The organism is Enterococcus sp. CR-Ec1, assembly GCF_002850555.1.
Taxonomy (GTDB): domain Bacteria; phylum Bacillota; class Bacilli; order Lactobacillales; family Enterococcaceae; genus Enterococcus_D; species Enterococcus_D entomosocium.
This window is the reverse complement of record NZ_CP025223.1, coordinates 3,479,781-3,502,838: the sequence shown is the minus strand read 5'-3', so window position 1 is coordinate 3,502,838 and position 23,058 is coordinate 3,479,781. Positions and strand designations below refer to the sequence as shown.

24 protein-coding genes and 1 pseudogene are annotated in these 23,058 nt (G+C 43.7%); 19 read left to right on the top strand and 6 right to left on the bottom strand.

Annotated features, from left to right (window positions below):
* Position 1 precedes the first annotated feature (1 nt).
* On the top strand, positions 2 to 814 hold the full coding sequence (locus CXM95_RS16865; RefSeq protein ID WP_010748973.1) for a metallophosphoesterase family protein: 813 nt from the start codon (positions 2 to 4) through the stop codon (positions 812 to 814).
* Between the two features lie 69 nt (positions 815 to 883).
* On the opposite strand, the gene CXM95_RS16860 is transcribed toward CXM95_RS16865, so the two are convergent.
* A complete protein-coding gene (locus CXM95_RS16860) occupies positions 884 to 1,360 on the bottom strand; it encodes an ImmA/IrrE family metallo-endopeptidase (protein WP_010748974.1) in 477 nt (158 codons plus the stop codon).
* A gap of 5 nt (positions 1,361 to 1,365) precedes the next feature.
* Positions 1,366 to 1,698: a helix-turn-helix domain-containing protein gene (locus CXM95_RS16855; RefSeq protein ID WP_015510522.1), complete on the bottom strand. Its 333-nt coding sequence runs from the start codon at positions 1,696 to 1,698 to the stop codon at positions 1,366 to 1,368.
* 163 nt (positions 1,699 to 1,861) lie between these two features.
* On the opposite strand from CXM95_RS16855, the gene CXM95_RS16850 reads away from it, so the two are divergent.
* On the top strand, positions 1,862 to 2,227 hold the full coding sequence (locus CXM95_RS16850; RefSeq protein ID WP_005233306.1) for a hypothetical protein: 366 nt from the start codon (positions 1,862 to 1,864) through the stop codon (positions 2,225 to 2,227).
* Positions 2,228 to 2,281: 54 nt separating this feature from the next.
* Here the strand turns inward: CXM95_RS16850 and CXM95_RS16845 are convergent, their stop codons facing one another.
* Both CXM95_RS16845 and CXM95_RS16840 read right to left on the bottom strand, forming a co-directional pair.
* A complete protein-coding gene (locus tag CXM95_RS16845) occupies positions 2,282 to 4,033 on the bottom strand; it encodes an ABC transporter ATP-binding protein (protein WP_008380198.1) in 1,752 nt (583 codons plus the stop codon).
* 59 nt (positions 4,034 to 4,092) lie between these two features.
* Positions 4,093 to 4,938 (bottom strand): MarR family transcriptional regulator, encoded by an 846-nt coding sequence (locus CXM95_RS16840; RefSeq protein ID WP_101699445.1) that lies wholly within the window; start codon positions 4,936 to 4,938, stop codon positions 4,093 to 4,095.
* Positions 4,939 to 5,139: 201 nt separating this feature from the next.
* Here CXM95_RS16840 and CXM95_RS16835 point away from each other — a divergent pair, with 201 nt between their 5' ends.
* The 9 genes and pseudogenes from CXM95_RS16835 to CXM95_RS16795 all read left to right on the top strand — a co-directional run bounded on the left by CXM95_RS16835 (position 5,140) and on the right by CXM95_RS16795 (position 12,879).
* On the top strand, positions 5,140 to 5,745 hold the full coding sequence (locus CXM95_RS16835) for an NADPH-dependent FMN reductase (protein ID WP_101699444.1): 606 nt from the start codon (positions 5,140 to 5,142) through the stop codon (positions 5,743 to 5,745).
* 35 nt (positions 5,746 to 5,780) lie between these two features.
* A complete protein-coding gene (locus CXM95_RS16830; RefSeq protein WP_005233313.1) occupies positions 5,781 to 6,302 on the top strand; it encodes an NADPH-dependent FMN reductase in 522 nt (173 codons plus the stop codon).
* A 221-nt stretch (positions 6,303 to 6,523) separates the two neighbouring features.
* On the top strand, positions 6,524 to 7,363 hold the full coding sequence (locus tag CXM95_RS16825) for a glycosyltransferase family 8 protein (protein WP_008380189.1): 840 nt from the start codon (positions 6,524 to 6,526) through the stop codon (positions 7,361 to 7,363).
* A 297-nt stretch (positions 7,364 to 7,660) separates the two neighbouring features.
* Positions 7,661 to 7,977: pseudogene (locus tag CXM95_RS16820) on the top strand (PTS cellobiose transporter subunit IIB).
* Positions 7,978 to 8,041: 64 nt separating this feature from the next.
* The gene (locus CXM95_RS16815; protein ID WP_101699443.1) at positions 8,042 to 10,066 is read left to right on the top strand and encodes a BglG family transcription antiterminator; all 2,025 of its coding nucleotides are present in this window, start codon (positions 8,042 to 8,044) and stop codon (positions 10,064 to 10,066) included.
* A 22-nt stretch (positions 10,067 to 10,088) separates the two neighbouring features.
* A complete protein-coding gene (locus CXM95_RS16810) occupies positions 10,089 to 10,403 on the top strand; it encodes a PTS cellobiose transporter subunit IIA (protein WP_016620318.1) in 315 nt (104 codons plus the stop codon).
* A 15-nt stretch (positions 10,404 to 10,418) separates the two neighbouring features.
* Positions 10,419 to 10,922, top strand: coding sequence for a hypothetical protein (locus tag CXM95_RS16805; protein WP_008380180.1), 504 nt, complete (start codon positions 10,419 to 10,421; stop codon positions 10,920 to 10,922).
* Positions 10,923 to 10,929: 7 nt separating this feature from the next.
* Positions 10,930 to 12,285 (top strand): PTS cellobiose transporter subunit IIC, encoded by a 1,356-nt coding sequence (celB, locus tag CXM95_RS16800; protein WP_101699442.1) that lies wholly within the window; start codon positions 10,930 to 10,932, stop codon positions 12,283 to 12,285.
* Between the two features lie 126 nt (positions 12,286 to 12,411).
* The gene (locus CXM95_RS16795; protein WP_016620320.1) at positions 12,412 to 12,879 is read left to right on the top strand and encodes a TspO/MBR family protein; all 468 of its coding nucleotides are present in this window, start codon (positions 12,412 to 12,414) and stop codon (positions 12,877 to 12,879) included.
* A 47-nt stretch (positions 12,880 to 12,926) separates the two neighbouring features.
* Here CXM95_RS16795 and CXM95_RS16790 read toward each other — a convergent pair whose 3' ends face one another.
* A complete protein-coding gene (locus tag CXM95_RS16790) occupies positions 12,927 to 14,732 on the bottom strand; it encodes a M3 family oligoendopeptidase (protein ID WP_101699441.1) in 1,806 nt (601 codons plus the stop codon).
* A 391-nt stretch (positions 14,733 to 15,123) separates the two neighbouring features.
* Here CXM95_RS16790 and arcA point away from each other — a divergent pair, with 391 nt between their 5' ends.
* The 8 genes from arcA (at position 15,124) to CXM95_RS16750 (ending at position 22,639) form a co-directional block, all read left to right on the top strand.
* Complete coding sequence (arcA, locus tag CXM95_RS16785; RefSeq protein ID WP_005233319.1) at positions 15,124 to 16,347, top strand: arginine deiminase; 1,224 nt, start codon at positions 15,124 to 15,126, stop codon at positions 16,345 to 16,347.
* Between the two features lie 19 nt (positions 16,348 to 16,366).
* Positions 16,367 to 17,386 (top strand): ornithine carbamoyltransferase, encoded by a 1,020-nt coding sequence (gene argF / locus CXM95_RS16780; protein WP_008380172.1) that lies wholly within the window; start codon positions 16,367 to 16,369, stop codon positions 17,384 to 17,386.
* Positions 17,387 to 17,403: 17 nt separating this feature from the next.
* Positions 17,404 to 18,339 (top strand): carbamate kinase, encoded by a 936-nt coding sequence (gene arcC / locus CXM95_RS16775; RefSeq protein WP_005233327.1) that lies wholly within the window; start codon positions 17,404 to 17,406, stop codon positions 18,337 to 18,339.
* A 42-nt stretch (positions 18,340 to 18,381) separates the two neighbouring features.
* Positions 18,382 to 19,071, top strand: a complete 690-nt coding sequence (locus CXM95_RS16770) for a Crp/Fnr family transcriptional regulator (RefSeq protein WP_005233329.1) — start codon at positions 18,382 to 18,384, stop codon at positions 19,069 to 19,071.
* A gap of 43 nt (positions 19,072 to 19,114) precedes the next feature.
* The gene (locus tag CXM95_RS16765) at positions 19,115 to 20,566 is read left to right on the top strand and encodes a YfcC family protein (RefSeq protein ID WP_008380167.1); all 1,452 of its coding nucleotides are present in this window, start codon (positions 19,115 to 19,117) and stop codon (positions 20,564 to 20,566) included.
* 77 nt (positions 20,567 to 20,643) lie between these two features.
* The gene (locus CXM95_RS16760) at positions 20,644 to 21,150 is read left to right on the top strand and encodes an arginine repressor (protein ID WP_005233333.1); all 507 of its coding nucleotides are present in this window, start codon (positions 20,644 to 20,646) and stop codon (positions 21,148 to 21,150) included.
* A gap of 214 nt (positions 21,151 to 21,364) precedes the next feature.
* The gene (locus CXM95_RS16755; RefSeq protein WP_008380164.1) at positions 21,365 to 21,880 is read left to right on the top strand and encodes a VanZ family protein; all 516 of its coding nucleotides are present in this window, start codon (positions 21,365 to 21,367) and stop codon (positions 21,878 to 21,880) included.
* A gap of 63 nt (positions 21,881 to 21,943) precedes the next feature.
* Positions 21,944 to 22,639 carry a YoaK family protein gene (locus CXM95_RS16750; RefSeq protein WP_008380162.1) on the top strand — a complete coding sequence of 232 codons (696 nt, stop codon included), beginning with the start codon at positions 21,944 to 21,946 and terminating at the stop codon, positions 22,637 to 22,639.
* A gap of 33 nt (positions 22,640 to 22,672) precedes the next feature.
* On the opposite strand, the gene CXM95_RS16745 is transcribed toward CXM95_RS16750, so the two are convergent.
* Positions 22,673 to 23,002, bottom strand: a complete 330-nt coding sequence (locus tag CXM95_RS16745; RefSeq protein ID WP_016611997.1) for an SdpI family protein — start codon at positions 23,000 to 23,002, stop codon at positions 22,673 to 22,675.
* Positions 23,003 to 23,058 lie beyond the last annotated feature (56 nt).

The window sequence follows — 23,058 nt, the reverse complement described above, 5'->3', positions numbered from 1 at the left end:
TATGAATGTATTGCATATATCAGATATCCATTTTCGAGAAAGTTACCTGCCTTGTGAAGAAGGGTATCAAGGAATGCTGGCAGCCATGCAAAATCCCTTGATTCCTCTTGAAGAGTGTATCCAAGATGCCAAGGCGCGAGCAGCGATCGATTTGGTGGTGATCAGCGGCGATTTGACCGAAGATGGCGCGCCTGCCGATTATGCCTCTTTGAAGCAATATTTAGAAAAAGCCTTTGGCTCAGTACCCATCGTAGTAACGCTAGGTAATCATGATATCAAACGGCATTTTCGCCAAGGCTGGCAAGGCAAGTCAGTAGAAACCGCCAGTGATACACCTTTTAATCAAGTCTATGAAACGGAGACATTGGCGATCGTGACTTTCGATAATTCCTGCTATGGCTATGCCGACGGTATCGTAGATGAGCGACAGTTTGAATGGCTGCAAGCCACGCTGGCGCAGCTCAAAGAGAAAAAGATCGTTTTTGTGACGCACCATCATTTGTTGCCCGACCAAGCAAGCACGCCGGCATGGGCCGGTGCCAATCGTTTGGTGGCATTATTGCAGCAGTATCAAATCTCTTGTATTCTCAGTGGACATACCCATCATGCGTTTACGGGAACGATCGCAGGGATTCCTTACTATACTGTGGCAAGTATGTCGTTTGTCGGGGAAGATGAAGGCGATGGGATGGTCCGTTTTGAAGAACGCTATGGATACAATTTGTATCGTTTCGAGGAAGGTGCATTGGTTCATCAATCCTCAGAAAACTATCGACCGAACCGTGTATTGATGCGGGTCAACATGCAAGGATAAAAAACAGACGTTCCGTCAACGCTGCCTTTAGCAGCAGGAAAGGAACGTCTGTTTTTGTGTGAAAAAGGCTTAACTTTGATTGCCAAAGGTTTTGACAACTTCAATCGTGCCGTCGATATGAAAAAACAAGGTATAATTTTCTTCGGTTTTGATACCGTCAAAACGTCGGGCATAATAGGTGACCGCGTCTTTGAAGGTTTGTGGGGGAACCCCTAAAAAATCAGCGCATGCCGCCAATGTTTTGCAGCCTTCTTCAAAACAAGCGATGATATCATAGGGCGTGACCACGATCGCAGAACCAATGTCGCGGGCTTTGCGTTCTTGTTTGCGTTTTTCGTTGGTATCTTGGGCGGTAATGTCGCCAGCACTGGTCAGATAATGACCGATTTCTTCACCGATGGTGCTCAAGAGGTCTTCTTGTGATTGGTCAGGGTTCAAGTAAATATGGTGATCGATGTACAATCCTTGCTGACCATCAGGCATATTTTTATCGAAAATAAAGTGCAAGTCTGGGTAGGCGGCCATCAGTTCTTCTACTTTATCCATTTCCATCATTCCTTTTGGGCGTGCCGCTGTTTTATAAATTCAATATAGCTGAGGATATCTTCCATCTGCTCATCGGTGACGTCATCATCAATATGGGCCGCAACGGTTTGAACTTTTGCAGAGGGCTGCGTAAAGCCTGCCGGGACTTGTCTGCCTAACAAAAAATCGGTGGATACTTGAAAAATCTCCGCGAGTTTGACGATGGTCTCGCCATCGGGTTCGTTACGATCATTTTCGAAATGAGAATACGCTGCGCGGGTGATTCCCAGCTGATCTGCGATCTGCTGTTGGGTTTGATTGGTACGTAGTCTGAGTGTTCTTAGCCGTTCGCCAAGCATGAGTGATCGCCTCCTTTTTTGTAGTATAGCACGTTGGATATAATTTGTATCTATTTTTGTATTATTTGATATAAAAAATATCACATCAGTTGACGATACGAATCGTATCTTTTATACTGGAAACAGATGATATGAATCGTATCAAAAAGAATGGGGGAGGATCATGGATACATCGATCGTAACAGTTGTCTTGCCGTCACTCATTACTGGTGTACTTACTTATTTGGCTACCCGAGTATCCAGCAAAGCGAATTTGGAACAAACGAATATCGAAAATGCCCAAAAGCTTTACCTAAAATATGAACAGATCAATCAAGAATTGACCCATAAAATCGATCAGTTAGAAGAAGAAGTCCAAAAGACCGCCAAAACCTACCAAGAAGAAGTCTTGGTCTATCAAGGAAAGCTTGCTACTGCCCAAAGCGAAAGGGATTTATTGCGGGCAGAAAACCAGGTGCTGAAAGAATTACAGCGAGGGAATCAAGTGCCTGTGGCGCGTGAAGAGAAGCAACATTCAGCCGTTGGCTAATAGAAAAAAACTGCTTATCCATCAATAAGCAGTTTTTTTTCTAGTTTTTATTCTTTAATTGATCATTTGTTCATTCACGTAGGCAGCATAAAGCGGGTGATTGTTGATCAATTCTGCATGGGTACCTTGACCGGTAATGGTACCTTTTTCTATAAAGTAGATTTGATCGGCATCCACGATGGTCGACAAGCGATGGGCGATCACTAATGTCGTGCGCCCTTCCATTAGATGATCCAACGCCCGCTGGACCTTTTCTTCCGACTGAGAATCTAGGCTGGCGGTCGCTTCATCGAGCATCAGCAGCTTGGGGTCTCGCAAGAATGCTCGTGCGATGGCGATCCGTTGTTTTTGCCCGCCAGATAGTTTGACGCCGCGTTCGCCGATTTGTGTTTCTAGTTTTTCGGGGAACTCTTGGACGAACTGATCGGCATAAGCCAATGCCAGTCCTTGCCACAATTCCTCCTCTGACAGTGTTCGGCTTAATCCGTATTGCAAGTTTTCCCGAATCGTACCGGCAAAGACCGCACTGTCTTGGGAAACATAGCCGATCTGTGCCCGCCAGTCCTGCAGATCAATGTCAGCTATCGGCTGTTCACCAATCAGCAAGCGCCCGCTGGTGGGTTCATAAAAGCGTTCCAGTAAAGCGAAGATCGTGGATTTTCCGCCGCCGCTTGGTCCCGCAAAAGCAATCACGGTGTTGGGTTTGGCTTCAAAAGAAATGTTTTGCAAAATCGGCCGTTTGGGATCGTAACTGAAATCGATCTGTTCTGCCCGTAGGACTGCGCCGTCGATAGCGGCTTTGGGTGCTGCCTGGATCGGCTCCAGCGGCGTATCCAAAATTTCTTGGATCCGTTCCGTAGCACCCATCGCTTTTTGGACTTGTGAAAAGAACATCGCAAACGTCGTCACAGGCGCAATAATATTAAAGAGATACAGTAGAAAAGCAATCAATGCGCCACTCGTCAAGGTGCCGGCTTGGACACGGATCGCGCCATAACCGAGGATTCCTACGAGTAATCCCAGCATTGCCGTCGTCATGATTGGCTGCAAAATCGCACTAACTTTCGCATCCTTGACCCCGAGGGTAAAGATTGCCCCAATGTTGCGCCGACCGTTTTCTTGTTCACTAGCTTCTCCGTTGCTGGCTTTGATCAAACGGATCTCTGAAAGTTTTTCGCTGGCATCCGCATTGAAATCGGCAGTCGCTGCTTGTAGTTGGCGTCCTAGTTTCGACATGATCTTGCCGATCGGCCACATGATCAAGGTGATCAAAGGCACCGCACTGAACATGATCGCCGCCATCTTCCAATCCATCAAAAACAAGATGATCATCGAACCAACCAATTGGATCAAGCCAGTGACAAAGCTGGGAAATTGCGAGGTGACTAGTTCTTTGATCACGGAAGTATCATTAACGAGTCGCGAACTGCTTTCCCCCGACTTATGGTCATCAAAATAGCTGACTGGCAAATGCAGCAGATGTTTCCAAAGACGTTCTCGTAATGTTTTCACGGCACTTTCTCCCACATAGCGCAAGAGAAAGCCGCCTAAAGTGCCTACGCCTAATTGCAGCACAAAGGCTAGGATCAAAACGACCAGCATGGAGGTGCTGAACGTGGGGGTGCCGCTGGCATCGACTAGCGTTTTCGTCAGCTGCGGCACGACCAAACTGGCGGCACTCGTGATCAGGCTAAAGAGCATCCCTAAAAGAAACAAGCCTTTCTTGGGATTGACACTGACGATCAGGTGGATAAAGTCTTTCATTTTAAATTTGTTTTTGTTCACTGTTGGTGTCGTTGTTTCCATTCGTTTTCCTCCGCTACAAGCAAGATGTCCTGCAGCTTTTTCTTTTTCATTAGGTGCTATTAGAAATCCTGCCAATCATCTTCGGCTGCTTCGTCTTTAGAAGCGGAATCAGGTCTTGCTTTGCGGTCTTGTCCAAACCCGTAGGCATCAAAAAAGTTGCCTTTTCCCCATGTGTCCCGTGGATCATTCGCCTCGCTACTATCAAATGGTTCAAATGGCCCAAATGGCCGATTGCCAAACATGCCGCGGTGTCCAGGAAATGGCATTTGCCGCATGGCTTCTTTGATCTGCTTTTTCATTTGACGCCGCTCGTCAGCGCCCATATCTTGCCAAGTATCTTTCATTTGTTGCTTCATTTTTCGGCGATCGTCATTCGTCATTTCCTGCCAATTTCCACCCCATTGCTTCATCATCTGTTCCCGGATCTCCTGCATAGCTTGTAGACGATCCATCGGGTCAATAAAGCGTTGCGTCTGTTGCTGAAAGTCAGCTTCCCACCCAGCGGCGATGTTTTCAAGCAGACGGGCAAATTCGGTTTGTTCTTCCGCTGTTAACCCAGCAAAAAACGTTTGACTGCTGGCGGCTTCTTTTTGTGCCAGTAATTTTTCTGCTTTTTTTCGTCCAGTCTCTGTCAGAAAGATTCGTTTGATCCTTTTGTCGGCTGCATCTTCTTTGCGTTGGATATCCCCACTGCTTTCCATTTTCTTCAATAGTTCTGCCAAGGAACTTGGCCGTAAATCTAAAACTTCTGCGAGGTAATTTTGCACCAAGCCATCTTCTAAATTTAAAACGGCTAGGACGCGTTGCTGTCCAGAAAGGCGTTGGTTATTTTGACTCATAAAAGCATTGCTGGCTTCGCTGATAAAACGAAGCTGTTTCATTAAGTGATCGGTCATTGTACTCATTGAGAACACTCCTTTTGAATTATTGTTCGGTACCTAATGATATCGATGAGTTGATTATAGTTCGGTGCCGAATGAATGTCAAGAGGAAGTAGCTGGGATTTTTTTCTAACAAAAAGTAAGCAAAATGATTGACTTACTAAAAGTAAGTTCGATATGCTGAGTCCATCGTTAAAGAAAACACAATAAAAGGAGTACAAAAGAATGGTCCTTGGATTTGGGAAAAAAGAACAAATAATTGAAAAAGAAGTAATTAAAGAGGTGTATCGCACTCCGGAAAAGAAAAAAGCGCAAAAAATCGGAATCATCGTTGGCAGCACGAGAGAAGGCCGCGTGAGTCCGCAAGTAGCCAATTACGTTTTACAAACAGCACGAGCACATAGCGACCGCTCATTTGAAATCATTGATATCAAAGACTACGACTTGCCCTTTATGGGTACAGGCGAAGCGAACCAAGCGTGGAATGAAAAAATCGCTGAATTAGACGGTTATATCTTCATCGTACAAGAATACAATCATGGGCTATCGGCTTCCTTGAAAAATGCGTTAGACAGCGCCCGCGAGGAATGGTTCAACAAAGCAGCAGCAATCGTCAGCTATGGTTCAGCAGGGGGTATTCGGGCCGCTGAGCAAGTTCGCTTGATTTTGGCGGAACAAAAAGTAGCCACGGTGCGCACTAATCCAGCCTTCAACTTATTTACTGATTTTGAAAATTTTGCCACCTTTACTCCTGGCGAACATATGACGGCAGGAATGAACGATATGTTGACGGAATTACTGGACTGGGCAGACACATTTGCCAATCGTTAAAAGACAAACGAAAACAATCTTAGGAGGAACCTATCATGAAATTTGGTATTATTTTAGGCAGTACAAGAGAAGGACGCGTAAGTCCGCAAGTCGGAGCATATATTCAAGAAATTGCTACTCAACGGTCAGAGCATCAGTTTGAGATCGTTGATGTAAAGGCATTTGATTTACCGTTTATGGGAACGGCTGAGCCAAACATGGCGTGGAACAAAAAAATCGCTGAATTAGATGGCTATATCTTCATCGTACAAGAATACAACCACGGTTTTGCGGCTTCCTTGAAAAATGCCGTAGACTCTGCACGGGAAGAATGGTTTGATAAAGCAGCTGGGATCGTCAGTTATGGTTCTGGCGGTGGGATTCGTGCCGCTGAACAATTGCGTAACGTTTTAGCTGAACAAAAAGTTGCCACCGTGCGGACTAACCCAGCCTTCAATCTCTTCACAGATTTTGAAAATTTCAGTACCTTCAAACCCGGTGCGCACATGGCTGCAGGTGTCAATGACATGCTGGATGAATTGTTGTTGTGGTCAAAAGCTTTTGCCACGATTCGCTGATCTGTTTTAGGAGGTCACCATTTATCATCGATCATTTGCTGTTTCATTCATTGAATGGAGCAGCATTTTTTTGCGTTTCCAAGGAATGGTTTTCACTGGAAAGGCTATTTCACTGAAAGAATGACTAAAAATCGGGTATACTAGAAGAACAGAAGATGCGGGCAACTGCGTTCGATTTTTTGCCCACGAGTGCATCCAGTAACAGAGGAGTGAACAAGAGCATGAATCTACTTTTTGCGATTGATGATCGATTCAGTGAACAATTAAAAACAACGTTATATTCAATCAAACGCCATACGACAGCAGCATCTTTCGATGTCTATGTCTTACAAGAAAAAGAATTGAGGCAAGGTGCAGAGCTAGAGGTCTTTTGTCAAAAATTGGCGATGACCTATCATCCCGTCATCATCGGTTCTGGTTCGATCTTTAAAACGGCACCAGTTAGTGACCGCTACCCAGAATCAATCTACTATCGATTGTTGGCACAAAATTACTTGCCGCAGCAGGTGGAAAAAATCCTGTATCTGGATGCGGATATTTTGTGCATCAATGATTTGCGCCCCTTGTATGAGCTGACGTTAGGGGATTTTCTGTATGCCGCTGCCAGTCATTCCAAGCTGACAGAAGTGACGACGGTCATCAATAAAGTCCGTTTGCGCAATTATGAGTCAGAAGGCTACTATAATTCAGGTGTCTTGCTGATGAATGTGCACCAGCTACGGCAAGAGGTCAAAGAAACAGAAATCGCAGCCTTCATTGAGAAAAATCATTTGAACCTCTTTTTGCCGGATCAAGATATTTTAAATGGGTTATATGGTGATCGGGTGCTGGCGATTCCTGATCAGCTCTATAACTATGATGTACGGAAAAACCGTACGTATGAGACGATCAGCCTAGGGGAATGGAGTTTGGATTGGGTCATCGAACATACCGTTTTGCTGCATTTTTGCGGCAAAGAGAAACCATGGAAGAAAGGCTATCGCAGCCGCTACGGTTCGTTATACAAATATGTAGAAAATGAACGGCGGAAGTTTGAAGAGGAACAATCAAAGAGCGTATGATTAAAAAAGCTTTACTTGGACAAAAGACAGGTAAAGCTTTTTTTTCGATCATTTTTTGAAGGGAATTCTTGTAAAATCAAGTAGACGCATCTAATTTGCTTCCGCATCGATAAGGAAACACCTTGTGTTCAAAAAGAAAGCGCTATCTATTATGATGACATTATCAACCCATTGCCATGCTAAATCAGGTGAGCAACTGATTTATTCAACGTAAGGAAAATCAGTACTACACCACTATTTAGCAGCTACTGAACATAGATAGTGAAAATGAGTGTATTCGTTAAGGAGGAAAACTATATGAAAAAAGCATTAATCATCTGTGCAGGCGGTATGTCTTCATCGGTCATTGCAAAAAAACGACGGAATATTTTAAAGAGCGAGGAAAAGAAATTGAACTAGATGCAACGTCTGCCTCTCAAGGAGCAGCCACGATCGCCAAAGATGAATACGACCTATACTTAGTCAGCCCTCAAACTAAGATGTACTTTGCGAATCTTGAAAAAGCTGCCATCAAGTACCAACGACCCATCGTAAATATTCCGCCCCAAGCCTATGTTCCGATACCGATGGGCATTGAAAAATTAGCTGCTGTGGTAGAACAAAATATCAAATAGCAGTTCAAAGCAGTTCAAATAAGTAGCTAGATGAAAATAGGTTGATGAAAAAGGTTGATGAATAATGTTGAGTAAAAAAGAAATCATCATGCTAAAGATGCTCTACCAAAACCGCAACACATACACTAGCAGCAAACAGATCGCAAATCAACTGGGGGTCTCGGATCGGACTACTCGCAAGTACGTTCAAGGTCTGGGACTTATCCTGAAGAACCATAAGATTGGTCAAATTTGTGCCAAGCAAGGACAGGGGTATCGCTTGAACATCACGGACCAGCGTTCCTTTGATCTGTTTTATTCAGAGAAGACCAATCTCAGGCCAACAGCTGACGATCTAACCACGATCAATGAAGCCAATGACCGGCAATATTTTTTGCTAAATCAATTGTTATTTGGGCATAAGCCCGTTTTTGTTGATGATTTAGCAGCGGATCTATGTGTTTCGCGCTCGACGATTTCAAATGATATCGTTGAAATCAAGCAATTATTAAAGCCTTATACGATCGAGTTGAAACATCGAACCAGTCAAGGCATTTATGTTGAAGGATCTGAAAACAGTCTGCGGCATTTCATCATGAATTACTTTTTCATGAATCGCCTGCAAGACAATCTTTATGCATTCTCAATGTACAAACATCTATTAGAGGGGATAGCGATCGAGGAGATCGTGATCATCGTCTTGGACACCTGCCGTAAATACTTTTTGAAACTCTCTGATTTTATGATCTATACGATCGTCCTGCATATAGGCTTAGCGATAAAACGGCTGCAGTCGGGCTTTGAGATCCAGCTGCATCCGCAGGATCCTGAATTGGAACAAGAAGCAGAATACCAGTCGGCTATAGAGATCGTTGAGAAGATTCGCCAACAGATGGGCATTGCTTTGCCGCCAGAAGAGGCTTTTTATATCGCCATTCACTTAAAAAACAAACTAGTTTCCGAAACTATCCGTGAACAGATCGATTTAGATGATAACGAGGTCAAACAACAGCTGTTAGCTGTTTTGCATAAAATCGATCAAGAAACCGGCTTTTGCTTAGTCGAAGATCCACTGTTGATAGAAGGGCTGATGATGCATATCACCCCCTTATTGCAACGATTGAATAACGGTACGAGTATGGAAAATCCTTTGCTAGAGACCATCAAAAAAGATTACAGTGACTTTTTTCAGTTAACGATTCGGCATTTTTCTGATGTTCCCTTCTTTGCCCCCTATAGAGTGACCGAAGGAGAGCTTGCCTATTTGACGATCCATTTAACTGCTGCGATGGAACGCTTAGCGAATCAACAAAAAGCCAAGGTCATAGTGATCTGTGCAACAGGAATTGGTAGTTCGCAAATGTTAAAAAATCGTTTGGAACACGAACTTGGTTCAAAAATCGTGATTGAAGATATGATCAGCTATTACGAAATCAGTGAACAAAAACTAGCAGGGATCGATTTGATCATTTCATCCATCAAAGTACCAGATGTGGTTCTAAATATCCCCATCGTCACCGTCAGTGTTTTTTTAGATAAAAAAGATATCCAAAAAATCAATCGCCAGTTGAAGCAGTATAAAATCAAAAAACAGTATGGTAGCATACTGAAACAACAGCCGAAATCTTTATCTGACAAGGAGCGGGAATTGATTGAGACCAGCTTTCGCTCAGAACTTTTTCTGCTGATAGAGGAAGAGACTGACAAAGCAACTGTTATGGATCAGTTGCTGACGAAAATTGAAGGCTTGGAAAAACGTTCAGTGAAAGAAGCGCTAGGCAAGCAGCTTGCTTTACGAGAAGCCTATAGCTCAGTAGCCTTTTCGGATTATTTGGCGGTGGCGCACCCCATTGAACCGATCACCAATGATGCTTATGCGGCCGTTGCTATACTAAAACAAGGCATAAAATGGGATGACGAGCATGACCAGATCCAGCTGATTTTCTTACTTTCCCCTGACCGATTGGGGCAAGTAGAATTGAACAAAATCAGCCAACTGTTAGTACCGATCATTGAAGATGAATCATTTAAAGATGCACTCATAGCAAGTGGTGATTTTGAACATTTTATGAAATGTTTTATTGGGTATCACCTAGAAGCACATATATAGCACATGTAAGGGAGAAAGAACAATGGAATCAGAAAAATTACAAGAGACCGCTTTTCAAATCATTCTTAGCAGCGGGGATGCTCGGACAATCGTTCATGAAGCATTCCAAGAGATGCGCCAAGGAACTTTTGAAGCAGCACAAGCAAAACTGGATCAAGCAAATGAAGCACTAGTAGAGGCCCATAAAGCACAGACGGGCTTATTACAAGAATACGCCAGCGGCGAAAAAATCGACATGGAGATTATCATGGTCCATGCACAAGATCATCTAATGACAACGATGACTTTGCGAGAAGTGGCGATTGAAATGCTGGCGTTATACCAGCGAGAGCGGTAGAAAGGAAGGAAACAAATGACCAATCAAGAACAACAGAAAAAAATGGCAGAAAAAAATTTTCGGTTTAATCGCTTCTTATTTCTAAGGTATGTATTAGCAGTGTTTTTCTTTGCAAATCTTTATTGGTTATTGGCTGCGATGGCCAGCAATGCCCTACTCCTGATTCTTCCGCTGGCGCTGTTGGTTTTGGCTATTTCGGCAATTGGAGAATACGTGCGCCTTTATGGCAGCCACTCAGAGCAAATAGCAGAAAAACTGCGGTGGACGCGCTTGTTTTATCTTTGTCAACTGACGATGAATCTCCTTTTATGCGCCGTTTGTTTCTTCTCTCCTCTGTTTTCATTCGTTTTTCCTTTTCTTGATAATACACTGCACAATCGAGGCATTCTTACACTCTGGCTTAGTGTGGGGCTAACGTTAGCTGCGCTATGTTTGCAGCGTGTGAATAAGATCCGTCGCAAAAAAGATACGTATTATGGATATATTAAAGAATACCAAAAACTCATTGAAGGGAAGTAGTTACATTATGGAACAATCAAATAGCAAGTTGTTCAGTCTCTTAGAAACGGCCGTCATGGGACCGTTAGGAAAAGTGGCACAGTTCAAAATCGTACGTGCCATCATGGCTGCTGGGATGGCTTCGATTCCTTTTACGATCGTTGGCTCGATGTTTTTAGTTATCAATGTATTGCCGCAGACCTTTACCTTTTTAGAAGATTTCTTCAATAATACTTTTTTCAGAGTCAGTGAATTGTATATGCTGGCAAACAGCACGACAATGGGACTTTTGGCATTATATTTTTGTATCGTTCTCGGCTATGAATACACCAAGATCTATGCGGAAGAAGAAGAGTTGGATCTTGCGCCTATGAGTGGGGCGTTACTATCGATGTTTGCCTTTTTCATGTCGATCCCACAATTGGTGATTGTGGATGGCAACATGTCACGGATCACCGATCAAGAAAATGCCATCATCAATGGTTGGGCGATCGGTGGCGACGGGGTGGAGCGTTTAGGAACGACCGGGATATTTACCGGTATCATTATGGCGGTGTTGGCCGTTCAGTTGTATCGTTTATGTGTGGCGAAAAAATGGGTCATCAAAATGCCTGAAGAAGTCCCATTAGGGGTTGCCCGTGCCTTTACAGCATTGATTCCCGCCTTTGTTGTGGCCTTCACGGTTCTTATCATCAATGGCGCATTAGTTGCAGCAGGAACGGATATTTTCCAAATCATTGCGGTACCTTTTGGGTTTGTTACCAATTTGACCAACAGTTGGTTAGGTTTGATGGTGATTTACTTTTTAGTCAGTGCATTATGGTTAGTAGGGATTCATGGCGCAAATATCATTTTCTCTGTATTGACGCCAATCACCTTAGGCAATTTGACAGCCAATGCTGAGGGCGCCAATTTTGCATTAGCTGGTGAGTTTAACAATGCGTATGTGACCGTCGGTGGTTCAGGGGCAACGCTAGGTCTCGCTTTATTCTTGGTTTATCTGGCGAAATCAAAACAATTAAGAGTGTTAGGAAAAGCTTCGATCATTCCAGCATTATTCAATATTAACGAGCCGTTGATTTTCGGGATTCCTTTGATTTATAATCCTTTCTTAGCGATTCCCTTTTTCTTAGCACCGATGGCATCCGCATCGATTGCCTATTTTGCGATCGAATTGGAAATCATTCGACCGATGATCGCCCAAATGCCATGGCCTTCTCCAATCGGCATCGGCGCATTTATTGGAAGTGGAGGTGATTGGAAAGCCGCAGTTTGTGCTTTCTTATGTGCAGGCGTTGCCTTTTTGATCTACTTCCCATTCGCTCGTTCTTATGACGCAGGCCTAGTCAAGCAAGAAGCCCAAGAAGGGGAACAAGCAGTATAAATCGAAAGGAATAAGAAAGAAACGTCCACACGGCCGTTTCTTTTTTTAAGCGTTCTATTCTGCTTTTTTTCGATTCGATGGTACGATGAAACTAGCGAGTCATGAAAAAAAGAAGGAGTGGAGAACATGAAATTTTTAATTTGGCTGGTCTGTGTGATCGGCATTGAAGCAACAGGAATCATCTCGAGTTTGTTTGCGGGGGATATTGCCGGAACGTATGCGCAAATGGAAAAACCCTTTTTGGCCCCTCCTGGCGGGATCATTGGGATCGTTTGGACGATTTTGTATGCCTTTATGGGAACGACGTTGTATCTGTTGATCGTCGCCAAAGTCAATCCAGCGCTTAAAAAGAATGCCTACATCTTCTTTGCGATCCAGCAAGTATTAAACTTCTTTTGGAGTATCGTTTTCTTTGGCTGGAATGCTTACTGGGCAGGAACGGTCATTATTGTCTTGTTAGTGTTATCAGTGATTATTTGTATGATCCTCTTTGCTCGCATCGACAAAAAAGCGATGTACTTGTTTATTCCTTATTTGATTTGGTGTTTATACGCCGGCTACTTAACGATTGGCTTAACTTTATTGAATGCCTGATAGAAAAACCCTCTTCCAAGCGTCTTGTTGGAAGAGGGTTTTTTCTTTTAGATATAGTCTTCAGTCAATTCCATAAAGCTGGCAACATCTTTTAGGACCATGTCGATCCCTGCTTGCCAGAAGTCTGGTTTCGTTAAATCGACACCAAGGTGTTTTTGCGCCAGTTCTTCCGTCGTCATTGAAGCAGTATCTTGCAATAAAGCAATGTATTCTTCTTCAAAGCTAGACCCTTTTTCATTGGCATACGCGTAGATCCCCATACTAAAGAGGTAACCAAAGGTATAAGGGAAGTTGTAGAACGGCACATCGTCAATAAAGAAGTGCAATTTGGCTGCCCAGAAATGTGGGTGATAAGTCGCTAACCCATCCGCATAGCTTTCTTTTTGCGCCGCAGTCATCATTTCCGTGATTTGTTCCGCTGAAACTAAGCCCTTTTGACGAGCTTGATAGAAGCTGTTCTCAAAAATAAAACGTGCGTGGATGTTCATGAACATCGCGATCGCATTTTGCATTTTAGCATCCAATAGATTGATTTTTTCTTCTTTTGTCGTTGCTTCTTTGAGGGTTGCATCAGCAACGATCAATTCAGCAAAGGTACTTGCTGTTTCGGCAACGTTCATGGCATAGTTGCGGTTTAATTCTGGCAGCTCCCAAAGAACGCTGCTGTGAAACGCGTGACCTAGCTCATGGGCAAGCGTCGCTACTTCGTTGACTGAATTGCTGTAGGTCATGAAAATACGTGACTCTTTGGTTTCTGGCAAGCTGGTGCAATAGCCGCCAGGACGTTTGCCGGGACGATCTTCTGCTTCGATCCAGCTTTTTTCAAAAGCAACTTGGGCAAAGTTAGCCATTTTCGGACTGAACTTACGGAAGTTGGTCAAAATAAAGTCAGCTGCTTCATCAAAGGTGTAGGTTCTTTCTTCCATGTCCCCAAGGATGATTGGCGCATCTTGGTCTTGCCATTCCATTTTTTCTTTGCCGAAAAGCTGGGCTTTGCGAGTCAAGAAATCAACGATTGGCTGTTTGTTCTTTTGGATTGTGCCCCACATAGCATCCAATGTCGCTTTTTGCAGACGATTGTATTCTAATGGTTCCTTCAAGTAATCAGTGACACCGTGAAGTTTGAAGGTAGAAAGGCGGAAACCGTCTAAGTGGTTCAAGGTATCCGCAAAGAGGTCTTCTTTTTCTGCCCACGTCTTTTCCCAAGTATCGAATAAACGCGCACGAACTTCCGGATCAGGATCGCCCATCATTTTATTGAAGGCTTGACCAGCTGAAAACTTGATCGTCGTGCCGTCTTCTTGAAGGAAAGGAATTTCGATTGAGGCAACGATCGTATCGTAATGTTGGCTCCAAGCATTCAAGCCATCTAAATTTAAAGTGTTGATGATGGTCTCTTCTGCTTCGGATAATAATTCTTTGCCGTCGCGGCGAATCTCGCTTAAACGAAAAGCGACAGGTGCTAAGTTTTCCGCTTTAACTAGTGCTGTCCAATCATCCTCAGAAATTTCTGTCAATTTTTTCGAGAAAACGGTTTGTGCTGCTTGCAATGCTGGCAATTTTGCGTAGAGGTCACCCGTCAGGATTTTGGCTTTGCTGTCATTGACATTCGCTGAAAGCAAGGCATTGATAAAGCTGCCGCATTGTGAAAATCCTTGACTAATAGTTGCGGATAAATCAAGTAACTCTTCTAATTTTGCTGCATCGTCTTCGCTGTTGGGCGACCATGCATCGACTGTTGTTCGGTAATTTGCAATTTGTTCTTCCAGTTGGCTCATGCGTTCTTTTAATTGAACAGAATCGCTGCCTCCCGGAAAGATTGTTTCCAGATTCCAATTGATTGAATAGGTCATTCCTATCAAACCCCTTTCTTTTCCTTCGATCTTATTAAGTATAGCATAACGAAATTTGGTCGCAACCATCAGAATCCTTATGAAATAAGGGTTCTTGATGAAACTGTACCAAAAACAAAAAATGGAATGTATATCTCCTTGATCTATTGATAGGGCGGAAAAACGTCAAAAATAAAAAAACTATCACATCCTCATCAAATTCTTAGAAAAAAATCGATGGATAAATATTACATATGAAAAAAAACAGCGAGTAAAAAAACGCCTGATGAGCGATATTCGCTTTTTCATGCATAATGCCAAATCCTTTGCGAAAAGAACACGAAATATACCACTGCGAAAGCGTATACAATTAGGTAGCATAGAGGTGTAAACAGAAGAAGGAGGAAGAAAAATGCCAAATGCTATTCATGTTTTTTCAGAGATTGGACGATTGAAGCAAGTCATGCTTCACCGCCCTGGTCGGGAATTGGAGAACCTTGTTCCTGATCATTTGAACCGCCTGCTATTTGATGATATTCCTTTTTTGGAACAAGCCAGAGCAGAACATGATCGGTTTGCGGAAGTCCTACGTCAAAATGATGTGGAGGTGTTGTATCTAGAAGATTTAGCTGCTGAATCGCTCACGTCACCAGAAATCAAACAGCAATTTCTCAAGGATTATTTAGCGGAAACTACAATCCAAAGTTCTGAGATCATCAAAGAAGTCACGGATTATTTTATGTCTTGTGACAATGATCGGGAACTGATCGACAAAACTATGGCTGGTTTAGCCAAAAATGAACTGGAGCTGCCAAATACCCAGAGCCTCGCTGGGACCGTGGATGATCAATACCCATTTCTGATCGATCCAATGCCAAATTTGTATTTTACACGAGATCCCTTTGCGACGATTGGTAACGGAGTATCCTTGAATCGCATGTATTCAGAAACAAGACGGCGCGAAACGTTATACGGCAAATATATTTTTGCTCATCATCCAATGTTCCAGCAAAATCCGCCTCATATGCTTTATGATCGCGCTCAACCAACCCGCATCGAAGGTGGCGACGAATTAGTTCTGTCAAAACATGTGTTGGCGATTGGTATCTCGCAAAGAACGGATGCCGCTTCGATTGAGCAGCTGGCCCGCAAAGTGTTCGAAAATGAGCCAAGCTTTGAGTATGTTCTAGCGTTTGACATTGGTCAAGAGCGCAAATTCATGCATTTAGATACGGTATTTACAATGGTCGATCATGACAAGTTTACGATCCATCCAGAAATCGAAGGAGAGCTGACGGTTTATTCAATCTCACGAGCAGGTGATGGGGTGACGATCAAAGAAGAAAAGGACACGTTGGAAAATATTTTATGTCGCTATCTAGAACTAAATGCGGTTGAATTGATTCGTTGCGGCGGCAGTGATTTGATTGCAGCAGCTCGGGAACAATGGAATGACGGTTCCAATACCTTGACGATCGCACCTGGCGAAGTCGTCGTATATGACCGCAATACCATCACCAATCAGAAGTTGGCGGAAGCCGGCATCAAATTGCACAAAATCTCCGGCAGTGAATTGGTTCGTGGTCGTGGCGGTCCTCGTTGCATGAGCATGCCATTTGTTAGAGAAGATATTTAAATTAGAGGAGGAATCATCGATGGAACAAGTATTTAAAGGAAGAAGTTTTTTAGCAGAAAAAGATTTTACGAAAGCCGAGTTAGAATACCTCATTGATTTTTCAATCTATTTAAAACAATTGAAAAAACAAAATATTTCTCATCGTTATTTAGAAGGCAAGAACATTGCCCTTTTGTTTGAAAAAACATCGACTCGGACACGGGCGGCCTTTACGACAGCTGCCATCGATCTTGGTGCCCATCCAGAATTTTTAGGCGCGAATGATATTCAGCTAGGCAAAAAAGAATCTGTCGAAGATACAGCAAAAGTTTTAGGCAGCATGTTTGACGGTATTGAGTTTCGTGGATTCAGTCAACAAGTCGTTGAAGATTTAGCCAAATTCTCCGGTGTTCCTGTTTGGAATGGCTTAACCGATGAATGGCATCCAACCCAAATGATCGCTGACTTTATGACCATCAAAGAAAACTTCGGCACCTTGGAAAACATTACGCTAGTTTATGTGGGCGACGGCCGGAACAATATGGCGAATAGTTTGTTAGTGACGGGGGCAATTTTAGGGGTCAACGTTCGTATCTGTGCACCAAAAGAACTTTTCCCAGCGCAAGAAGTGACAGACTATGCCAACAAATTTGCTAAAGAATCTGGCAGTCAGTTGATGGTAACAGATGATATCCAAAAAGGCGTCAAAGATGCAGACGTCTTGTATACCGATGTTTGGGTGTCAATGGGGGAAGAAGACCAGTTCGAAGAGCGGGTGAAGCTGTTGAAAGATTACCAGATCAACCGCGAAATGGTGATGGCCACCGGAAAACAAGACGATGGCTTGATCGTGCTGCACTGCTTGCCAGCGTTCCATGATACGAATACAACGTATGGAAAAATGATCGAAGAAAAATTTGGCATTTCTGAAATGGAGATCACAGACGATATTTTCCGTAGTCACTGGGGTCGTCAATTTGAAGAGGCTGAAAACCGGATGCACTCGATCAAAGCGATCATGGCAGTAACATTAGGCGATCTATTTATTCCTAGAGTGTGAGAAGGAGCAGTGAGCAGATGAGTGAAAAGAAACCAACGATCGTTGTCGCCCTTGGCGGCAACGCCATCTTAGCAGAAGATGCCAGTGCCAAAGGGCAAAAAGAGCGACTCAAACAGACCGTGGACTATCTGATTCCCTTGATCCGAAAAGACGTCAATTTGATCATTACTCATGGGAATGGTCCCCAAGTGGGAAACCTGGTTTTGCAGCAGCAAGCGAGCGATTCTAGCAAAAACCCAGCAATGCCTTTAGATACCTGTGTCGCCATGACCCAAGGCAGTATTGGCTATTGGTTGCAAAATGAGCTGAGAATCCAGTTGAAAGCAGCACAAATAGCGAAGCCGGTGGTGACTGTGGTCACGGAAATTACAGTCGATGCCCAAGATCCAGCATTTGCCCATCCGACAAAACCAATCGGGCCTTTCTTAACGGAAACGGCTGCCAAAGAAGCCATGGCGGCTTCAGATGCCATCTACCGGGAAGATGCTGGTCGTGGCTGGCGGAAAGTCGTGGCTAGTCCTGCACCACAAGCGATCCAAGAAGTTGCCAGCATCAAAGCGCTGATTGAACAAAACACGATCGTCATTTGTGCAGGAGGCGGCGGCATTCCCGTGCTAGACAATGGCCTGGGTGTTGAAGCCGTGATCGATAAAGATTTTGCTTCTGAAAAATTGGCTCGATTAGTCGATGCGGATCAGCTGATCATTTTAACGGGCGTAGAAAAAATCGCTTTGAACTTTGGCAAGGAAAGTGAGCAGTGGTTGGATCATGTGACCGCCGCGGAATTGGAAACCTATGTCGATGAAGGCCATTTTTCACCAGGTAGTATGTTGCCGAAAGTACAAGCCGCTTTGAACTTTGTCAAAATGGGGGCGGAAAAACGGGCAGTGATTACTTCTTTAGACAAGCTGGCAGCTATCGATGATGCTGGCACGCAGATCACCTGGAAGTAAGCGAAGCAGCAAAGCAAGACCCAAAACATTGGAGTGAGAAAAATGATCGACCACCAAATAAAAGATCCATCAACAAGAGCGAACAGCTTTCAATGGCTGGAAGAAGAAAATCAGCAGCGTTTGAAAGAGCATATTTACTGCCGTACGTACAAAAAAGGTCAAGTGCTTTTTTATGAAGGCGACGTAAGAGATCGGATATTCCTTGTGATAGAAGGACTTGTGCGGATCGAAAAGACCGACGGAACTGATTCCTATTGTTATGTAGATTTTGTTGGGCCAGATCAGTTATTTCCTTTGATTGGCTTGTTTGAAAGAGACAACTATGATGTATCGGCATTCGCTGCAACAGACATTGTCGTGCAGTTTGCAGCGATGTCACTGTTTGAACCGCTAGTCGTTTCGTCTACAAGTCAGTTGCTGTGGCTCAATCAGCAAATGAGCCGGCAGTTGGAAAAGCAAAGACGCCGTGTCGAGTATTGTGTCACCTCCAGCGCGCAAACAAGAGTCGTTAATACGATTGGTCTTTTGATGATCGAGCATGGGCAGACACAAGGTGAGCAGATTCGCATCCCTTTTCCAGTTTTTATCAATGATATAGCCAAGTACAGTGGAACGACGCGAGAGACAGTCAGTCAAACGCTCAAGGCGCTCGTGCATAAAAGAAAGATTTATTATCGCTACAAAGAACTCATTATTTATGACCAAGATTATTTTTCTCATGTTGCCAAGTAATGGCTGGCAGCAAATAGGATCGATTCAAAAAGGGGGAACACAGATGAAAAAAAAGCAAAAAGAAAAAAAATCGCTGACATCATTCAGTATCTTATTTCTGATCATTATCGCCTTGACGGTCGCTTCCTGGCTCTTAGCAGGGCAGCCTTTTGCGCCTTCTTTACCAGCAGGCCAAGAAGAGATGGTCAGCCAAGTGGTGGGTGCCAAGTTTTCTGATTTCTTTATGGCGCCTTTTAACGGATTTCGTGATGCGATCGAGATCTGTGTGTTTATTCTCTGTTTGGGTGGTTTTTTGAATATCGTCACGCGAACAGGCGCTTTGGAAGCCGGGATTCAGCATTTGGTCAAAAAACTCAAAGGCAATGAGTTGATTTTGATTCCGATTTTAATGATCTTGTTTTCGATCGGCGGCTCCACTTATGGAATGGCGGAAGAAACGATTCCTTTTTATTCCTTATTAGCAATAACGATGGTGGCATCAGGTTTTGATACGATCGTCGCAGCAGGAACCGTTATGCTGGGTGCTGGTGCCGGCGTGATTGGCTCCACCGTCAATCCCTTTGCGACCGGCGTTGCGATGGATGCCTTGCGAAGCATCGATATTGCCCCAAACAATGGCACGATCTTAGTAGTCGGGGCATTGCTTTGGTTAGTCACGACCGCATACTGTATCTTTGTGGTGATGTCTTATGCCAAAAAAGTCAAAGCCGACAAAGGCTCCACGATCTTATCGCTGCAAGAGCAAAAAGAAATGGAAGAACATTTTGTCAAAGACACGAACGAAGCCTTGGTGTTTACGCAAAAACATCGCCTGATTTTGACGATTTTTGGTTTATCCTTTGTGATCATGGTGGTTTCCTTGATTCCTTGGGGCGACTTTGATATCCATGTGTTTGACGGTTGGACCGCCTTTTTGACCGGCAATAGCTTCGGTGAATGGTATTTTGGTGATTTGGCCATGTGGTTCTTCTACATCAGTATCATCATTGCGTTGATTCAAGGATTCTCAGAAAAAGAAATCGTGACCAACTTTATCGATGGGGTCAAAGACATTTTATCCGTTGTCTTGATCATCGTTGTGGCACGGGGTGCTTCCTACATTATGCAAACGACGTACTTGGATCTGTTTATTTTGGATCGGGCTTCCCATCTTTTAGAAGGTCTATCACCTGTCCTGTTTGTGATTGGCGCCTACATTTTGTATCTGCTCTTATCGTTCTTGATTCCATCGACTTCCGGACTAGCGTATGTATCGATCCCGATCATGGGGGCCTTGGCGCAAAGCATCGGACTCAATCCGAACGTCATGGTGATGATCTTTACTGCTGGTTGCGGATTAGTGAATTTGATCACACCAACTTCTGGCGTCGTGATGGGGGGATTGGAGCTGGCTCGGGTCAACTATTCCACTTGGACCCGCTTTATGCGCAAACCGTTACTGGTTATCGGAATTTCCAATCTTGCCATTTTAATCTTCTCAATGTTGTTCTTGTAAGCTACGTTTCAAGATGTGAACGAGACGGATCAACTATTTCAGTAAGCGAGGCGACTTGAGAGGAGCGGATCAAGTAAATGAAAAAAAAAGAGCGACAAGCAATTATCAAAAAACTCTTTGTCCTACATCGGATTGAGTCTCAAGAAGAATTGATGAATTTATTAAAAAAAGAAAATGTTTCAGCTACCCAAGCCACGATTTCTAGAGACATGCGGGAAATGAACATCGCTAAAACGTATGCTAAAAACGGTCGGCCGTATTATTCGATCTTTGAATCCAAAGAGCAGGATCTAGAAGACAGAATTGCGTTTTCGATGTATGAGTACCTAAAAAAGATTACGCAGATTGACTTTTTAGTTGTCGTTCATACGGCTGAAAACGGCGCCGATGTGATCGCCAATTATCTTGATGAAATGGAGCTACCAGAAATTGTCGGCACGATTGCAGGGTTTGATATTTTATTGATCATCACGCCGTCACAAGAAGCGGCAGCAGAGGTCGTCGATCGGTTGAACCATTATGTAGAAGGCTACGAGATGGGTTCGTCATTGTTTACTGGAGAAAAAAACGCAAAACAGCCCTGAGAATCGTTGAAGGAGCTGAACGTCACAAGCCCCAAAATCTCACAACCAAACGGGTGACGGCTTTTCATACCGATGGCTATTTTTAAAAAGAAAGAGTGCTTCTAATCTTCACGGAAGCACTCTTTTTGTGTGTGCAATGTCACCACGGTTTGCTGGAAAAACAGTTGCATCACCAAATGAAAATGGTAAGATAGGAAAATGAGGAGTGAAAACTATGAAAAAATTACTGAAAGAACCGAATTTTTACTTTTGTATCGCACTTGCGGTTATGGTCATCCTCTTTATCAGTTCTTCACAAACCTATGAGCAGCAATCACAAATCGGGTTGCTTTCACGAATCTTAAAAAATGAACCATTGAAAGAGTGGCTAGAGAAGATTTCTTTTTCCTATGCTGGTTCGGAGATCAGTATTGCGGAAAAAGGCTATTTTTCATTTGTGGAATTTTTCATTCGTAAAGGCGCGCATTTCTTTACCTATTTTGTCTTAGGGGGCAGTCTGTTCTTCGTTCTCGTATATCGCCGTACGCCGTATTGGCTAGCCGCTTTTTTTGCTTGGTTAGCAGCTACCGGCTATGCTGGGATCGATGAATACCATCAAATGCTGACGGGAGGACGGACGCCGCTTTTTCAAGATGTCATGCTGGATTCAGCTGGAGCACTGACCGCCGTTCTTTTGGGGTGGTTGATTTGTCAGTTATCGAAAAAGTCACCTAAACGCCGCAAAACATAACGAGTTGTCGGCGTTTTTAAGCGTTAAGCTGTTAGAAAGTATAAAAAACAAGAGGCGAAACCAATGGAAAAAAGTTTGAGTAGTGTCAAAGGCAAAACCGAGTTTGTCGTGCATGAAAGTTTGCCGGTGGGGGTTCTTCTCGCGATGGCTGGCGGCTTTTTAGATGCCTATACCTATCTCTTTCACGGTGAAGTGTTTGCGAGCATGCAGTCGGGGAATGTTATTTTGTTAGGGATCAATCTTTCAACGGGGCAGTTTGAACAAGCCTTTCGGTATCTGCCACCAATCTGTATGTTTTTAGTGGGGATCGTGGTGACGAATTATCTGCAGCATCATTTTCCGACTGGTGGTTGGATCGTTTGGCAAAATGCTGCGTTGATCTTTGAAGCAATCGGTATTTTGGTTCTGGGCTTTTTTGCGCGTTCTTTACCCAATGTCCTGGTTGATTCCGGATTATCTTTTTTTGCAGCGATTCAATATGCCGCTTATCGGCGCTTGGCAGGGATGCCCTATGCCACCACGATGACCACTGGCAATTTACGTTCGCTGGCTGATTACTTGTATTTGCGCGGGTTTAAGCAGGACCGATCAGTGACACCCAAGATCATTTCTATTTCCTTGATCATCGGCGGTTTCTTTTTTGGGGCGGTTTTAAGCAGCTTGCTAGGAATTTTCTTGTTCCACCGGACCATCTGGGTGGTTTCAGGAATTTTAGCCCTGGTGTTGGGAATCACGATCCACAGTCAAAATAAAGAATAGAAAAAAGACATTCTCCGGAATGTCTTTTTCGTCTTACTTTTTGGTGCTCGCGCGTGAATCTTTGAGATAAAGCGCTATTTCTACCAGCAGTGCTGCTAGAAGATAGCTACCAAGGACGGCTATCTGGTAAAATTTCTCTTCAATCAGCTCGTTGCGCTGCAGCAAAATGACCCCACCTAGAAAGAGCATCGCCAACAGGGAGAACCACTGCTGGGAAAAACGCCAATTGCTGACACTGGCTGTACTGCGCTTGGTGCGAAAGCCGAATATATAATTGGGTTCTTCTCGGTAAAAGAACCGGAAGACGATGAAAAAAATACCCGTAAAAATCAACAACAAAAGACCAATATCGATCGAGATCACTTCCTTTCAAGCGAGGTTTGTTGGGAAAATCAGCGAATAAAAAGGATTATCTATTT